The organism is Enterobacter sp. CPE_E1241, from assembly GCF_045618265.1.
In the GTDB taxonomy this organism is placed as follows: Bacteria; Pseudomonadota; Gammaproteobacteria; order Enterobacterales; family Enterobacteriaceae; genus Enterobacter; species Enterobacter adelaidei.
Genome location: NZ_JBIWYV010000001.1, coordinates 2,159,131 through 2,173,906 on the forward strand (window position 1 = coordinate 2,159,131; position 14,776 = coordinate 2,173,906).

The window sequence follows — 14,776 nt, forward strand, 5'->3', positions numbered from 1 at the left end:
TGGCTTGCGATGAGCGCGCATAAAATAAGCAGGATCAGGATCAGCTCAAACCGATAGCGTCGCAGCATACGCCCTCCGGATAAAAAAACGGCGCGGAACCTGTTCCGGTTCAGCGCCGGTTTACCAACGTGCCCCGAAGGGCACGATTAAGCTTGTACTCTTACGCAGCTGGCTGTGCAGCTGGTTTAGCAGCTTCGTGTTTTACTGCTTTTTTGTGGTGCTTTTTAGCGGCCTGAGCTTTCTGCTCTACAGCTGGTTTGGTCGCTTTTTTGTGGTGGTGCTTTTTAGCAGCCTGCGCTTTCTGCTCTACAGCTGGTTTGGTCGCTTTTTTGTGGTGCTTTTTAGCGGCCTGCGCTTTCTGCTCTACAGCCGGTTTAGCGGCTTTTTTGTGGTGCTTTTTGGCAGCCTGAGCTTTCTGCTCGGTTGGTGCTGCGGTTGCTGGTGCAGCGGCTTCTTTTTTCACTGCTGCTTTATGATGTTTCTTATGGTGAACCGCTTTTGCTGGAGCAGCAGTAGTGGTTGCAGCTGGAGCGGCAGCCGGTGCAGCGGTTGCAGTAGTTTCAGCAGCAAACGCAGCAGAAGACAGACCCATAGCAGCGGCAACAACCAGAGCTAATACTTTATTCATTCTCATACCCTCGAATTTGGTTTTTCATTTAACCCCACTGCGGGGCCGTTGAAATAACTATATCCCTGTAAATTCGAGGTTTCCGTGAGTGATTGGTATCGCTGTGTAACCATATGTACATTGCCGGGGCTCCCCAGAAAATAATGCCTGCACAGATGACCCCTCTCCCTTGAGGGTGTACAGAGGGAGAGGGCAGGAGTGAGGGGGGAACATACGGCTGTAGTGGTCATTCCGTTCACTTTATGTTCCTTGCTACTCTGTAATGACAACACCGGTGAACGTGCCAGGGTGGCTCAATCGCCACCACCCTGGCGACCCCGGGCCAGGGCGTCGCTGCGAGTCAATTATTACGCCTGGAAAATCTGAATCGCTTCTGCTTAAAAAATTTACTGGAGATCCCTCAGCCCTGGCCAAACAGATTACAGATAACGCGAAGTCAGGTGTTCCCGGAAGTAGCGGATATTCAGATCTTCACCTGTCGCCTGGGTAATTAACTGCGACGTGGTAAAGCGGCTACCGTGCTGCCAGATGTTCTGGCGTAGCCAGTCAAACAATGCGGAAAAATCGCCCTCAGCGATGGCGGCCTGTAAACCCGGAAGCGCAGTCTTTGCTGCATGGAATAGCTGTGCAGCATACATCGCGCCCAGCGTGTAGGACGGGAAGTAACCAAAACCGCCATCGGTCCAGTGGATATCCTGCATGCAGCCGTTGCGGTAGTTGTCTTTCGTGGATAATCCGAGCCAGGCCTGCATTTTCTCGTCCCACAGGGCGGGAATATCGTCCACCTCGATCTCGCCGTTGATCAGCGCACGTTCAATCTCATAGCGCAGCACCACATGTGCCGGGTAACTCACTTCGTCCGCATCGACGCGAATATAGCCCGGCTTCACGCGCTGGTTCCAGGCAATAAAGTTCTCTTCGCTGAACGCCGCCTGGCTGCCAAAACGGGCGTGCACCGCAGGGAGGAGATGTTTGAGGAAGGCCTCACTGCGACCGAGTTGCATCTCAAAGAACAGGCTCTGGGATTCATGGATGGCGGTGGAGCGCGCCAGAGCGATAGGCTGTCCTGCCCACGCTCGCGGCAGGTTTTGTTCGTAGCGGGCGTGGCCGGTTTCATGAATCACACCAAACAGCGCGCTAAGCAGTTCATCCTCATCATAACGCGTGGTAATTCGCACATCTTCCGGCACGCCACCGCAGAACGGGTGCGCACTGACGTCCAGGCGTCCGCCGTTAAAATCGAAGCCCAACATCTGCATAGCTTCCAGCCCCAGCTCACGCTGTGTTGCTGTCGGGAAGGGGCCTTGCGGTGGAACAAACGAACGCTGAGCCTGTTTTTCCACCACGTTTGCCAGCAGGTCCGGCAGCCAGGATTTCATATCGCCGAACAGGACGTCCAGACGCGCGCTGGTCATGTCGGGTTCAAAAATATCCAGCAGGGCGTCGTACGGCGTACAGCCTTTGGCTTCGGCCCGCAGGCGAGCCTCTTCGCGACTGAGTTTGACCACCTCTTTCAGGTTGGCGGAAAAGCCCTGCCAGTCGTTGGCGGGGCGCTGCGTGCGCCAGGCGTGTTCACACTTGCTGCCCGCCAGGGATTTGGCTTCCACCAGCGATTCTGGCAGCAGCGAGGCCTGCTGATATTGACGCGTCATTTCGCGCAGGTTGGCTTGTTCTATATCATTCAGATTTTCATCTGCCGCCGCCGCTAACAGGTCGCCGACTTTTTTATCGGTCAGGATCTGGTGTTGCAGGACGCTTATCTCCGCCAGCGCCTCGCCACGGGCAGCGCTGCCGCCTGGCGGCATCATGGTGAACATATCCCAACTGGCGATAGAGGAGAGGTGGGAGAATCGGGAAAGACGCTGGAAGGTGCGGGTGAGTTGTTGGTAGTTGTTGTTTTTCATGAAGTCCTCGTGTCTGAATCAGCCGATGACAAAAATTAGCATCGGCTTGATTTAAACACGAAGGCGGTGGATTGTTAATGCAGACGTTTATGCAAACTGGCGCCAACCAGCAGCGCTGCGCACAGCATCAGCGCAATAAACCCACCCACGCCGTTCCAGCCGTAGTTATGCCAGAACACGCCGCCGAGCGTCCCGGCAATACTGGAACCGAGATAGTAGCTAAACAGATAAAGCGACGACGCCTGACCTTTGGCCCGACGGGCGCGTGGGCCTATCCAACTGCTGGCGACCGAGTGGGCGGCGAAGAATCCCGCGGAGAAGAGCAGCATTCCAGCAAAAATCAGCCACAGGGAGGAGAAGAGCGTCAACAGCAGGCCGAGTAACATCACGCCTGTGAATACCAACATCACCGGTCCCCGACCGAAGCGTGCCGTCATCGCTCCGGCTTTTGGAGAACTCCATGTTCCGGTCAGATAAGCGACAGAAAGCAAACCGACAACGGCCTGACTCAGATGCCACGGTGAGAGCATCAGGCGGTAGCCAATATAGTTAAACAGCGTGACGAAGGAGCCCATCAGCAGGAAGCCGACCAGAAACAGGCGCGGCAACCCTTTATCACGCCAGTGCAGACGGAAGTTGATAAACATCGTTTTAGGGCGCAACGAGGTGGGGCGGAAATGGCGCGATTCCGGCAGAATTTTCCAGAACATCAGTGCAGACGCAAGGGCGAAGCAGCCAATGACAGCCAGCGCAATACGCCAGTTAAAGAGGTCCGTAAATACCCCACTCAGCAGGCGCCCACTCATCCCGCCGATGGAGTTCCCGCTGATGTACAACCCCATTGAGAAGGCAACAAAACTCGGGTGGATCTCTTCGCTGAGGTAGGTCATCCCTACAGCGGCAACCCCACTGAGCGATAAACCAATCAGCGCACGCATCACCAGAATACCGTGCCAGCTGGTCATCATGGTCGAGAGTAACGTACAGACCGAGGCCAGCATCAGCGCGGTAACCATCACCGGTTTACGACCGATGGCATCGGAAAGTGGGCCGGTAAAGAGCAGGCCAATCGCCAGCATCCCGGTGGAAATTGAGAGCGAAACGCTACTGCTGGCAGGTGATACGCCAAACTCGTGAGAGAGAACGGGCAGGATCGGCTGAACGCAATAGAGCAATGCAAACGTTGCCAGACCCGCTGAGAAGAGCGCCAGCGTGACGCGCATAAATTGAGGTGTACCGCGTTTAATGAACTGAACCGGCTGAGATGCTACGGGTAAATCATTGATATCTCTGGCCGGATCGATATCAATGGCAGTTGTACGACTCACACAGTTTCCTTGCTTAAACATCCCCGTGATTTCTGGTGACGGGTATGACCACACGATCAGGGTAGGAAAATGTAAATATTCTGTCTAATATATTAATAATCTCAAATGATACTTTAAAAATATGAATGTTGAGCTGCGTCACCTCCGCTACTTTGTTGCCGTTGCCGAAGAACTGCATTTTGGCCGCGCGGCAGCAAGACTGAATATCTCTCAGCCACCGCTAAGCCAGCAGATTCAGAGCCTGGAGCAGCAGGTTGGGGCGCGTCTTCTGGCCCGTACTAACCGCAGCGTGAGTCTGACGGCGGCGGGAAAACAGTTTCTGACCGACAGCAGACAAATCCTGAGTATGGTCGAGGAGGCCGCGGCCCGGGCAGAACGGTTGTATCTCGGGGAAACCGGAGAACTGCGGATCGGGTTTACCTCGTCCGCACCGTTTATCAGCGCCGTCTCGGAGACACTCTCCTCATTCCGCCGGCATTTTCCGGATGTTCATATTCAGACGCGCGAAATTAATACCCGCGAACAGATTGCGCCACTGAATGAAGGTTCGCTGGATCTGGGACTGATGCGTAACACTCAACTGCCGGACACGCTGTCGTGGCAGGTGATCCTGCGCGAACCGCTGATGGCGATGATCCCTCACGATCATCCGCTGGCTTCGCGTCCGTCTGTCACGCTGGCAGAACTGGCAAAAGAGCCGTTTGTCTTTTTTGACCCGCAGGTCGGGACGGGCCTGTATGATGATATTCTGGGTTTGATGCGCCGCTACGATCTTGCCCCGGTTATCACCCAGGAAGTTGGGGAGGCGATGACCATTATTGGTCTGGTCGCTGCCGGGCTGGGCGTGTCTATTCTTCCGGCCTCCTTTAAACGGGTACAATTGCGCGAAATGCGCTGGGTTACCATCGCTGAAGAGGACGCCGTTTCAGAGATGTGGCTGGTATGGTCAAAACATCATGAACAGAGTCATGCCGCTCAGCGTTTTAAACAGCAGTTAATTAGCGCCTCTGCCGGGCGATATTTATAGGGAAATACGGGTAAAAATGTGCAGTAAATCACATGGCTAAGTAAATATTTGACGACGGCCATGGAAGTGCTTCACCATAGCCCACAGTTTATTTCGAAGCTCGAAAATAAGGGAGTACGAGGTGGTTGCTGATAGTCAGCCAGGGCATATTGATCAGATTAAGCAGACCAACGCTGGCGCGGTGTATCGCCTGATTGATCAGCTTGGTCCGGTTTCGCGTATCGATCTTTCGCGCCTGGCACAACTGGCACCTGCCAGTATCACCAAGATTGTCCGCGAAATGCTGGAAGCCCACCTGGTTCAGGAGACCGAGATCCAGGAGCCGGGCAGCCGTGGCCGTCCGGCGGTCGGGCTGGTGGTCGAGACGGAAGCGTGGCACTACCTGTCACTGCGCATCAGTCGGGGAGAAATCTTCCTTGCGCTGCGCGACCTGAGCAGCAAACTGGTGGTGGAAGACAGGCTTGAACTGCCGCTCAATGCTGAGGAACCGCTCCTCGATGCGATTGTCTCGCATATTGATAACTTCTTTATCCGTCATCAGCAGCGGCTTGAACGCTTAACGGCGATTGCCATCACCATGCCGGGCATTATTGATACCGAAAACGGCATTGTTCACCGTATGCCGTTTTACGACGATGTCAAAGAGATGCCGTTGGGTGAAGTGCTGAAAAACCATACCGGTGTGCCGGTCTATATTCAGCATGACATCAGCGCCTGGACGATGGCTGAGGCACTGTTTGGCGCGTCACGTGGTGCGCGGGACGTCATTCAGGTTGTCATCGATCATAACGTCGGGGCGGGCGTGATCACTGACGGACGCCTTCTGCATGCCGGAAGCAGTAGTCTGGTCGAAATCGGCCATACCCAGGTCGACCCTTACGGTAAACGCTGTTATTGCGGGAACCATGGCTGTCTGGAGACCATTGCCAGCGTGGAAAGCGTGCTGGAACTGGCGCAGGCGAGGCTCGGCCAGTCCATGAGCTCCTCGCTACACGGACAACCCTTAACGGTGGATTCCCTCTGCGCTGCCGCGCGTCAGGGCGATCTCCTGGCGAAGGACATTATTACCGGTGTAGGTAACAACGTTGGCCGCATTCTGGCCATTATGGTGAATCTCTTCAACCCGCAAAAAATCCTGATTGGTTCGCCGCTCAGCCAGGCGGCGGAGATCCTCTTCCCGGCTATTTCGGCCTGCATTCATCAGCAGTCGCTCCCCGCGTACAGCAAAAATATTGCGGTAGAAAGTACCCAATTCTCCAACCAGGGCACGATGGCAGGTGCGGCGCTGGTTAAAGATGCCATGTATAACGGCTCGCTGTTGATCCGCCTGTTACAGGGTTAACTCTTTTCTGCAGATGTAAGAAAAATTGCGCTATCTCAAGCCGGGTAGCGCACGCATCCCGTAGACTTCCCCCACTGAATTATTTACCTGGTTTATATTTCGAAGCATACCCAAGAGGTGGAGCGAGTCATGCTTAAGCGTTTCTTTGTTACTGGTACAGATACCTCTGTCGGAAAGACAGTGGTATCCCGCGCATTACTGCAGGCACTGGCTGCAAGCGGTAAACGCGTTGCAGGGTACAAACCGGTCGCAAAAGGCAGTAAAGAGACGCCAGAGGGATTGCGTAATAAAGACGCTCTGGTGCTGCAAAGCGTCTCGTCGCTGGAGCTGCCTTATGACGCGGTTAATCCAATTGCGTTAAGCGAAGAGGAGAGCAGCGTGGCGCACAGCGGTATGATTAATTACCCCCTGCTGTCTGATGGCCTGGCAAACCTGAGCGGGAAGGTTGATCACGTTGTGGTTGAAGGGACGGGCGGCTGGCGCAGCCTGATGAATGATTTGCGCCCGCTGTCTGAATGGGTGGTGCAGGAACAACTTCCTGTGGTGATGGTTGTGGGTATCCAGGAAGGCTGCATTAACCATGCGCTGCTGACGGCACAAGCCATTGCCAATGACGGCCTGCCGTTGATTGGCTGGGTGGCAAACCGCATCAACCCAGGACTTGCGCACTACGCTGAAATCATCGACGTGCTGAGCACAAAACTGCCTGGGCCTTTGGTCGGTGAGTTGCCGTACCTGCCCCGCGCAGAGCAGCGCGAGTTAGCGCAATACATCGATCTCTCTGCCCTCGGTGGCGTGTTGACCGTAGATCGAGTCGTGGCGTAACGTCCTCGACAGCACGGACGCCACGACACAGGCGACCAACAAGCCGGGCAGTAAAAAATACTGCCCGGTCATTTCACAGACCATCAGCGCCGACATAATGGGCGCATGTGTGGTTGCGGCGAGTAACGTTGCCATCCCTGCCAGCCCCAGCAAAATTGCCGTCTCAGAGCCCGGTAACCACAGCGCGAAAAGTTGAGCAAACAGCATCCCCGTCGCCATACCGACAAACAGCGTAGGCGTAAATACCCCTCCCGGCGCACCCGAGCCGCTGCTGGCCAGTACCGCCAGCAGTTTACAGATAAACACACCGGCAATGACCGACAGCAACGGGGGCGCGATCAGAAAAGCCTGAACCACGCTGTAGCCATTCCCCCACACCTTAGGCGTCAAAAGGGACAGCAGCCCGACGATCAAACCGCCGAGCGCCAGTTGCCACGGCGGTGAAAGTTTGATACGCAGGAATAGCCCATGGCTGAACGTCATCAGCCACATCAGCAGTGGGCCGCAGAGGCCCGCCAGCAGACCCATAGCGAGCAACAGGGCATAATCTGCCGCGTTGAGTATGCCACTCAGATGTACGTCATAGAGCGTGAGGGTTCCGGGCGCTAAAAGATGCGTCGTGAGCAGCGCCACCACCGCAGCAATAACCACGGGGCCAAGCGAGGCCAGCATCAGCGTGCCAAACAGAATCTCCGCAATGAACAGGCTTCCGGCTAGCGGAGCATGGTAGGCGCTGGCCATCCCGGCCGCGGCGCCGCAGGCGATCCAGAGTTTCCATTCGGATTTCGGTGTAAAGCGGCGGGCGAAAAAGGAGGCGGCGAGGGCGGCAAGCAGGATCATCGCCCCTTCGCGGCCAATGGCACTGCCGCTGGCAACGACCAGCAGTGACGCAAGGGATTTCACCAGACTGGCGCCGTAGTCAAACTGACCGTCACCGGTCTCCAGCGCTTCCATATAATCAGTTGGGGCGTGAGGGCGCTGCGCGGTAAATCGTTGCCATCCCCATAACAGTAACCCGGCCGCCAGCCCACCCAGGGCAGGCGTCAGTGCGCGCCGCCAGGGAGAGAGCGCGGCGGCGGCATTCACCAGGCTGCCGCTGTCGTTACTGAGAAACAGCCACTCCAGCAGATACATGCTGTGGCGGAACACCGCAACGGCCAGCGCGGCCAGTACGCCAGTGATGGTGGCTATCAGGAGTCGACGAAACATTGCCCGGATGTCGGGATAAGTGTGAAGACGTTGCATGAGTCGCGATTAAACGGAGTCGATGCAATATTGTGGCGGGAAATGGCAGGGTTAGCAAAAGGTATGCGTGCGAAAAAGCCGGGCGACGCCCGGCCGTATTTCTACACCATTCCGTTATTACCGTGACGCAAAAATGCCGGGCGCTGGTTGAGTCGTTCAAACCAGGCATCAACGGCGGGTACATCAGGTTTGTCGAAAGGGGTCATTTTCCAGCGATTCACCGACAGCCCGAGCACAACATCTGCAAGCGTAAACACTTCGCCTGCGGCAAAGGCACCGGTGCGCTGTAACTGCCCCTCAAGGAGGGTGATGCACCTGTTCCACTCTTTTATCCCCGCTGCAATCCTTTCGGCATCGTTATAGTCCGGGTTGTTACGCCCCAGCGCAGGGAAGACATAGCGCCAGGCGTTATTGAACTCGGTTGCCTGCCAGTCCATCCAGTGTTCGACATTGGCACAGGCCTGCGGTTCTGACGGCAGCAGATCATAACGTCCTGCCTTGCGCGCCAGATAGCGGCAGATAGAGTTGGATTCCCACAGAACGAAATTGTCATCGATCAGCACAGGCACCATGGCGTTAGGATTCAGCGCGCGAAACTCATCCGTTTCGGTGGAGGCAAAGCCGCTGCCGTAATCTTCCTGCTGGTACGCGATACCGGCTTCTTCGCAGGTCCAGAGCACTTTACGAACGTTGATAGAGGTGGTTTTACCGAGGATGTTTATCATTGCGCAGGTGTCCTTTAGAGGCGTTCATTGTGCGAAAACAATACATCAGTTCAGCAGAGGAGGTTGGGGCAAAATTTGGTGGGGAGTGCTTTTCCTGACCAGACGGAACGTTTCTGGAAGACGCCTCGCAAACCGCAAAGTAACCTTGTGAAATTAAGGGCTATGTCTTTTCTTAAACCGATCGGGGTCGTAAAGTGCCTGCGTTGCGGCACATCCGCAATCGGGCGTAGGAACCCGTATCTACCATATAGTGACATTTCGTATGTCGCGGCAGCGCCGATCCCGTTACAATTGCGGTGGCGCTGGCGGAGCAGCCGCAAGGCTGGCCGTTTTTCTATATGGGCGGTATTCCTACCTCTGTCAGCGCTACCCCTCGGGCGTAGGAACTCATTGGGTAGTTAATTGAACTACATATAGAAGGATGCCTTGTATGGCTACTATCCCAACCCTGACTTATCTCCCGTCTGACGAAAGCGTCATTCTGCAGCTTATCTCCCGACCGCTTCCTGCTGATGCCGATCTTTTTGACGTTGCCGACAACTGCGCCGCGCTGGTGAGTGTGCTGGTCGAAATCGAGGATGCAACGATGTTTACGACGCTTTGCGAGCGTCTGCTGCACGCCCTGCGGAAGCTAAGGGAACTCTGCGATGTCGATCTTCCGCCTGACCTGATCGCGCAACTGATCATGGGTGAGAAACTGAACTCCTGCGTGCCGGACTGCTGGCAGGATACCGTGACCCAGGTGGACTATGCTCTGGCGCTGACACAAGCGGTTAAGGGCGGAACGCTACCTGCGAATGTAGCGAAAGAGCTAACGGGCTTGCTGCACGATATGGTGTGGCTGCTGTCGGAGTTTGTGAAGGAGCCGCGCATTACTGCGCATTAAGGGTGCTGGTATGGAGGGGCGGTAGCGCCCCTTTGACGTCGTGATAAAAGTAATCAGTTCCTCGTATCCAGGAGTGACGTCCCGTAGGAATTGTCGATGGTACAAAGCCAGCGACCATCGCTCTCCTGTCGAAAAACATAGGTGGCGCGACGTGATATTTCCGCTCTTCCACCCTTGCCATCAGGAAAACGCAGAATGGTTTCCATGATAACAAGCGCATTGCCGCCACCTTCTATCACCTGCATCTCTCCTTGTTCGACAACCAGCTGATCCTGAAAATAATCTGCGATGGCAATAAACGCGCTGCGGATGTTTTCTTTACCTTTAACGGTCATGCCGGGCTTGACCACCAGAGCCGCATCTTCGGCGTAGTACTCCATCAGGGCGTCATAGTTTTTGGTGGTGATGGCGCGATCGCAGGCTTCGATGATCTGACGCAGCGGATGTGGGGTCATGCGCATTTCCTTTTTAAGTGATTAACACGTATTAACGTAACAGCCTGGTTAGTTTGTATAACTACCAGGTTTATGGGGGAGTTCGGGGTTTAGGTAACGTTAGGGCGGCTATGAGCGAAGAGCTGACGAGATAACGACGTTTAAGATCCGTTCTGAACGTCAAGCGGACGTCGTAACTCGAACAGGATTCCTGCTAAGATAAGGCATTGATGAAAAAGCATTCAATTGCCAGAAGTTGGCGAAGACAATGGAAGGGAGGAATAATGTTTACCCCGGAGTTTATAAATGAAGAACGCGGCGAGTTTCTTCTTGTGGCCAACCACGGTCTGCTATCACCAGAATCGATAAGACTCAGTATTGCATACAATATTGCCAGAATAGGCTGGGGACTATCGCAGCTTCCACCGCATATTCACACATGCCGGGTCGTCTATGACATCAGAGGGCAATCCATCCCTGATCATGTTCAGGCCCAGGTCAGGCAAGCGCTTGAACAAGTAGCCATTGTGGAGTTTAAAAGCTGATGGGACTTCAGTTAATTATCAAAGCAGAACGTAGCAAGATAGAAAAAGCATTGGGATTGCTGACGTCAGAATGTGAAATATTCCCGGTCGCTGAAGGCCTTTTCGGTATTTCCTTTTCGGAGCGAAGTCTCTCATCCGCGGGTGAAGCTGCCATCCTAAAAAAAATTGAACCACTCACACGTTTTGACCTGTGGCAGGGAGCCTGGCAGGAGCCCAGGAGACGTTGGCTTTGGTGAGTTTCAGCGCTGAACGAGTTGTGGAAGTCGTATTGCGTGTTGGGCACAGATCGCCTGTCCTCATTAGCAAAGCGGTTTAAGTCTCTCAATATAAAGATATGTATGTCTGCTCTTTGCACGAAGCTATCGTAGGTTAGGCCCAAGGACAGCTTTGAGCGAGGAGCGGACATTTGATTGCAGCAGATATGTAGAAAGGAGTCTGGGCTAGCCGCAATGAAATAAGGTTCTCAGACTTATTGAGGTGAAAAATAAACATAAACTGATGATTTGGGGTTCAGGCTGGGAGTGCACTGACGCGCTGCGTTTGTCCAACGGCTCACGGGCACGCAATAAATTGTACCCACGCTCACCGTTTTCACTAGTGGGCCCGCGGGCCCATTTTGCGTAAAAGAGACATTCCGGTAGATATTTCGTTTCAAATCTTGAGTCATGCACCCTGATGCATAACCATTCATGCTCTCAGGATTCACCTGCGCTGTTTTGCGTAATTTTGCCTAGTAAGCTGTGGTTTTTCATCGACTCCGCACTCAAATCGCTCTGAGCACGTCTGAGCGGTGCGCGTAATTTGGCGTTATGGTAAATCGATTGTCTGCCCATTGCTAGGTGCTTAATTCATGTTTGTTGTGTGTCGCTTTAGTTGAGCATGTCGTGTTTACTTAATATTATTCAAGCTCTCACACGATTCGACCGATAAAAACTACTTCAATAGAAAAATTGTGGAGTATTTAATGCGTACTGTAACTACAGAAAAAGAGTTGGCTAAAGCCGTTCAAGACGACTTGGATACGATCGTTATTGAAGGAGATTTAGCTAGTAAGACAATAAAAATAAAGGCGACAGGAAAAGCTGCATGGGCAATAGCTTTTGGTGCAATAAGTCTTGCTGCATACTCACTTATTGCAACTTTAGGTACTGGTGGTGCAACTGCGCCTGCTACCGCAACCTCTGGACTAATAGCTGGCGGCGCAGCTGTTACTGTCTTAGGTAGCGCAACTACCGCAAGCGCTATAGCTGTGGCTGTCGCTGCAGGAGGTGTTGGCGTGCTATCAAAATTGAGATCTTATAAAATCGTTGAAAAATCACAGGACCGCGTGGTCTTAGCGCGAGGGTGACTGTTATGCCTATAGCCAGACAGCCGACTACATATGAATGTGTGAGGTGTGGTTGGAAAGAAACCATAGTTAATGGCGGTGATGTCGTTATTGAGGGGGTCGATATGTTTACTGTTTGCCCAAAATGCAAATGTGATCGAATAACAGCAAGGTTATCGTCAAAAAGTGAGAAGCTGATTGGTGAGTTTAAAAAAATTTTTCATTAACACATCAATTAATGGATCAGCAAAAATCCCGTTATTGCGGGATTTTTTATTGGTTCGAGCAATGAGGCGTTATGCATAAATTGATGCTGTGATCTGCCCCCAATGGCTAAGGATAGCGTTGCATCGACCCATTGAACTCACAGCGAACAGCAGACGTTTGTCATTGAGTATCCATGGTTCTTGCTAGCAATGCCGTGAGTCAAACAATTGGGAACATGTCACCGCTCCTGGCACAAAGCGGGCGAGCTAACTATGAAGCAAGTCAGCTGTGAGCGAAGACTGGCTGTTAAACCGACGTTACGTCCTGATGTTCAGCAATTGAATGCCGGAGGTAGCGGGTCGGCGTTGTCCCCGTATATTGGCGGAAGAAGACAATAAAGGCACTGTCACTGACAAAATCTAGCTGCTGTGCAACCTGACTTAGCGACATACCCTCGCACAACATTTCCATCGCTTTCAGCAGCCTCCACTGTTGCCTCCAGCTCTGATAACTCATTCCCGTTTCCCGGATAAATATACGGCTTATCGTGCGTTCACATGCCCCTACCTTCTGGACTAATTGTCCAAGCCGTGGGGGTAATTCGCCCTTACGGATGGTGTTTAGCCAGGTATTCAGGCGAATATCTGAGGGAAACCGTAACGTCCAGTTTTCGCGATGGGCATTTTTAATTTCCTCACAAAAAACATTGATTAGACTGCTTTGTCGTTCTGTGGGCATTCCCCATGGCCAGAATGCCATCCGCTCGATCACCTCAAAGAACAGGGGATTAACTTCAACAATCTGCAGAGGTAATGCCGATAACGGTAAAGTGCCAGAAAAGTACAGCGAACGGTAGGCCATCTTACCCTTCATTATGGCGCGATGAGCCGTGCCGGCCGGTATCCATGCCGCACGCCTGGGTGGAAGCAGGCAAAGGGTATTATCCAGCTCAATTGTGATACTTCCCGCCGCCGAAAAAAGTAACTGATGACGAAGGTGGCTGTGCATCCCTGAATCATGTACCCCCATATCGGATGCAATTCCGATAACCAGATCGTCGAACAGATCCGGATCGAAAGAATCTTGAGGGTTTATCTTCATTGAATGTCCGATTTTAAATATATGTAGTCGTAATAATGGTAATTCGACATGGCAACTTCCGCAATGATAGCAGCATATTCTGCTTATCTGAGGATTGTTGTTATGAACACCGATAAACAGCCACCGTTGTGGCTTCTGACATTACTGATTATGTTTCCTCAACTGGTCGAAACCATTTACAGCCCCGCATTGCCTGGCATTGCCCGTGCGTTTCAGGTAGGCAGTGAACGTGCCGCGCAGACACTTTCTGTCTATTTTGTCGCGTTTGCCGTCGGCGTTACGCTCTGGGGCTGGTTAAGCGACCATATCGGTCGGCGACCAGCGATGATGGCCGGACTACTGTGCTACGGGGCCGGTTCTGCACTGGCGCTTGTCGCTCCAGGCTTTAGTGTTTTGCTCATGGCACGCATGGTCGCGGCCATGGGGGCAGCAGCCGGATCCGTTGTCGTTCAGACCATGCTACGTGATCGTTACGAATCGACGGCCTTAGCCCGCGTCTTTTCTGTTATGGGTGCGGCGTTGGCAATCAGCCCGGTTTTCGGTCTGGTGAGTGGAGGCTGGCTGGTTAGCCTGTACGGACATACCGGCGTATTTGTTGCGCTGGCGTCACTGGCGCTGGTTCTGCTGATACTGACCGCATTCTTGCTGCCAGAAACGCGGTCGGAAAATACTTCCAGTGCCCGTTTTGGCGGGCTGTTTTACCGAATGGCGGGTGATGGAAGGCTGTGGAAAAATGCAGTGCTTGTTGCGCTGCTCAATACGATGATTTTCAGTTACTACAGCCTTGCGCCGTTTCTTTTCGGGCAACTGGGCTGGAGCCCCAGGGCTTTTGGATGGACGGGAGTTTTACTGGCTTTTGCCTCTCTGTCGGGCAGCCTCTGGAACCGGAAACTGTTGTCTGTCGGTTTGTCACCAGAACAGCTGGTGAAGAATGCGTGCCTGCTGGCCCTGTTATCGGGTATTGCAGCATGGGTTTTACAGCAATCTGTATGGATCCTTTTGCCGATGGCCGGGATTGTGGTTGCCTATGGCATCGCGATTCCAAACGTGTTGAGCCAGGCCCTGAGCCAGTATCGTGAACAGGCCGGAGCAGCCGGAGCGCTGTTTGGATTAGTCTACTATATGCTGTTGGGAATGATGCTGGGACTTGCCGGTATCGTGCAGCAGCTGGGATTAGTTCTGACAGCTTGTGCCGTAACAGCATGTTTTTGCAGCCTTTCTCGCCACTAAGCCTGCTGGCGTTAATATTGAC

Annotated in this window: 15 protein-coding genes; 8 read left to right on the plus strand and 7 right to left on the minus strand. The window is 53.4% G+C overall.

The genetic code is table 11. The features are described from left to right. Nucleotides 1–160: 160 nt before the first annotated feature. From asr to ACJ9Y9_RS10555, 3 genes are all read right to left on the minus strand, one after another. On the minus strand, nt 161–628 hold the full coding sequence (gene asr / locus ACJ9Y9_RS10545; protein WP_028017358.1) for an acid resistance repetitive basic protein Asr: 468 nt from the start codon (nt 626–628) through the stop codon (nt 161–163). Between the two features lie 419 nt (nt 629–1,047). Beyond that, a complete protein-coding gene (locus ACJ9Y9_RS10550) occupies nt 1,048–2,532 on the minus strand; it encodes a carboxypeptidase M32 (protein WP_028017359.1) in 1,485 nt (494 codons plus the stop codon). A 74-nt stretch (nt 2,533–2,606) separates the two neighbouring features. Continuing rightward, nucleotides 2,607–3,860, minus strand: a complete 1,254-nt coding sequence (locus ACJ9Y9_RS10555) for an MFS transporter (RefSeq protein ID WP_028017360.1) — start codon at nt 3,858–3,860, stop codon at nt 2,607–2,609. A gap of 121 nt (nt 3,861–3,981) precedes the next feature. Between ACJ9Y9_RS10555 and ACJ9Y9_RS10560 the strand changes: the two genes are divergently transcribed. The 3 genes from ACJ9Y9_RS10560 (at nt 3,982) to bioD (ending at nt 7,054) form a co-directional block, all read left to right on the plus strand. Then, nucleotides 3,982–4,887, plus strand: coding sequence for a LysR family transcriptional regulator (locus ACJ9Y9_RS10560; protein ID WP_407226101.1), 906 nt, complete (start codon nt 3,982–3,984; stop codon nt 4,885–4,887). 121 nt (nt 4,888–5,008) lie between these two features. Beyond that, nucleotides 5,009–6,229: a sugar metabolism global transcriptional regulator Mlc gene (mlc, locus tag ACJ9Y9_RS10565; RefSeq protein ID WP_028017362.1), complete on the plus strand. Its 1,221-nt coding sequence runs from the start codon at nt 5,009–5,011 to the stop codon at nt 6,227–6,229. Nucleotides 6,230–6,358: 129 nt separating this feature from the next. Beyond that, nucleotides 6,359–7,054 (plus strand): dethiobiotin synthase, encoded by a 696-nt coding sequence (gene bioD / locus ACJ9Y9_RS10570; RefSeq protein WP_028017363.1) that lies wholly within the window; start codon nt 6,359–6,361, stop codon nt 7,052–7,054. Here bioD and clcB read toward each other — a convergent pair. Together clcB and ACJ9Y9_RS10580 are read right to left on the minus strand one after the other, a co-directional pair. Further along, entirely contained in the window at nt 6,989–8,299 is a 1,311-nt protein-coding gene (gene clcB / locus ACJ9Y9_RS10575; RefSeq protein WP_028017364.1) for a voltage-gated ClC-type chloride channel ClcB, read from the minus strand. The two genes, bioD and clcB, sit on opposite strands and share 66 nt — an antisense overlap. Before the next feature lie 101 nt (nt 8,300–8,400). Beyond that, nucleotides 8,401–9,024, minus strand: a complete 624-nt coding sequence (locus ACJ9Y9_RS10580; protein ID WP_028017365.1) for a glutathione S-transferase family protein — start codon at nt 9,022–9,024, stop codon at nt 8,401–8,403. 430 nt (nt 9,025–9,454) lie between these two features. Between ACJ9Y9_RS10580 and ACJ9Y9_RS10585 the strand changes: the two genes are divergently transcribed. Beyond that, complete coding sequence (locus tag ACJ9Y9_RS10585; protein WP_028017366.1) at nt 9,455–9,910, plus strand: hypothetical protein; 456 nt, start codon at nt 9,455–9,457, stop codon at nt 9,908–9,910. A gap of 53 nt (nt 9,911–9,963) precedes the next feature. On the opposite strand, the gene ACJ9Y9_RS10590 is transcribed toward ACJ9Y9_RS10585, so the two are convergent. Continuing rightward, the gene (locus tag ACJ9Y9_RS10590) at nt 9,964–10,365 is read right to left on the minus strand and encodes an SgcJ/EcaC family oxidoreductase (RefSeq protein ID WP_028017367.1); all 402 of its coding nucleotides are present in this window, start codon (nt 10,363–10,365) and stop codon (nt 9,964–9,966) included. A gap of 263 nt (nt 10,366–10,628) precedes the next feature. Between ACJ9Y9_RS10590 and ACJ9Y9_RS10595 the strand changes: the two genes are divergently transcribed. The 3 genes from ACJ9Y9_RS10595 (at nt 10,629) to ACJ9Y9_RS10605 (ending at nt 12,237) form a co-directional block, all read left to right on the plus strand. Further along, complete coding sequence (locus tag ACJ9Y9_RS10595; protein ID WP_028017368.1) at nt 10,629–10,889, plus strand: hypothetical protein; 261 nt, start codon at nt 10,629–10,631, stop codon at nt 10,887–10,889. After that, the gene (locus ACJ9Y9_RS10600; protein ID WP_028017369.1) at nt 10,889–11,125 is read left to right on the plus strand and encodes a hypothetical protein; all 237 of its coding nucleotides are present in this window, start codon (nt 10,889–10,891) and stop codon (nt 11,123–11,125) included. Before ACJ9Y9_RS10595 ends, ACJ9Y9_RS10600 begins: the two co-directional genes overlap by 1 nt. Nucleotides 11,126–11,853: 728 nt before the next feature. Next, nucleotides 11,854–12,237, plus strand: a complete 384-nt coding sequence (locus ACJ9Y9_RS10605) for a hypothetical protein (RefSeq protein WP_028017370.1) — start codon at nt 11,854–11,856, stop codon at nt 12,235–12,237. A 492-nt stretch (nt 12,238–12,729) separates the two neighbouring features. Here ACJ9Y9_RS10605 and ACJ9Y9_RS10610 read toward each other — a convergent pair whose 3' ends face one another. Continuing rightward, nucleotides 12,730–13,524, minus strand: a complete 795-nt coding sequence (locus tag ACJ9Y9_RS10610) for a helix-turn-helix transcriptional regulator (RefSeq protein WP_028017371.1) — start codon at nt 13,522–13,524, stop codon at nt 12,730–12,732. 102 nt (nt 13,525–13,626) lie between these two features. Here ACJ9Y9_RS10610 and ACJ9Y9_RS10615 point away from each other — a divergent pair, with 102 nt between their 5' ends. Next, on the plus strand, nt 13,627–14,754 hold the full coding sequence (locus ACJ9Y9_RS10615) for a Bcr/CflA family efflux MFS transporter (protein WP_028017372.1): 1,128 nt from the start codon (nt 13,627–13,629) through the stop codon (nt 14,752–14,754). The last annotated feature ends 22 nt before the right edge of the window (nt 14,755–14,776 follow it).

Bases quoted from the DNA above. Each gene is read 5' to 3' on its own strand.
- asr (WP_028017358.1), bottom strand. From the start codon at position 628: ATGAATAAAGTATTAGCTCTGGTTGTTGCCGCTGCTATGGGTCTGTCT.
- ACJ9Y9_RS10550 (WP_028017359.1), bottom strand. From the start codon at position 2,532: ATGAAAAACAACAACTACCAACAACTCACCCGCACCTTCCAGCGTCTT.
- ACJ9Y9_RS10560 (WP_407226101.1), top strand. From the start codon at position 3,982: ATGAATGTTGAGCTGCGTCACCTCCGCTACTTTGTTGCCGTTGCCGAA.
- bioD (WP_028017363.1), top strand. From the start codon at position 6,359: ATGCTTAAGCGTTTCTTTGTTACTGGTACAGATACCTCTGTCGGAAAG.
- clcB (WP_028017364.1), bottom strand. From the start codon at position 8,299: ATGCAACGTCTTCACACTTATCCCGACATCCGGGCAATGTTTCGTCGA.
- ACJ9Y9_RS10580 (WP_028017365.1), bottom strand. From the start codon at position 9,024: ATGATAAACATCCTCGGTAAAACCACCTCTATCAACGTTCGTAAAGTG.
- ACJ9Y9_RS10585 (WP_028017366.1), top strand. From the start codon at position 9,455: ATGGCTACTATCCCAACCCTGACTTATCTCCCGTCTGACGAAAGCGTC.
- ACJ9Y9_RS10590 (WP_028017367.1), bottom strand. From the start codon at position 10,365: ATGACCCCACATCCGCTGCGTCAGATCATCGAAGCCTGCGATCGCGCC.
- ACJ9Y9_RS10595 (WP_028017368.1), top strand. From the start codon at position 10,629: ATGTTTACCCCGGAGTTTATAAATGAAGAACGCGGCGAGTTTCTTCTT.
- ACJ9Y9_RS10600 (WP_028017369.1), top strand. From the start codon at position 10,889: ATGGGACTTCAGTTAATTATCAAAGCAGAACGTAGCAAGATAGAAAAA.
- ACJ9Y9_RS10605 (WP_028017370.1), top strand. From the start codon at position 11,854: ATGCGTACTGTAACTACAGAAAAAGAGTTGGCTAAAGCCGTTCAAGAC.
- ACJ9Y9_RS10610 (WP_028017371.1), bottom strand. From the start codon at position 13,524: ATGAAGATAAACCCTCAAGATTCTTTCGATCCGGATCTGTTCGACGAT.
- ACJ9Y9_RS10615 (WP_028017372.1), top strand. From the start codon at position 13,627: ATGAACACCGATAAACAGCCACCGTTGTGGCTTCTGACATTACTGATT.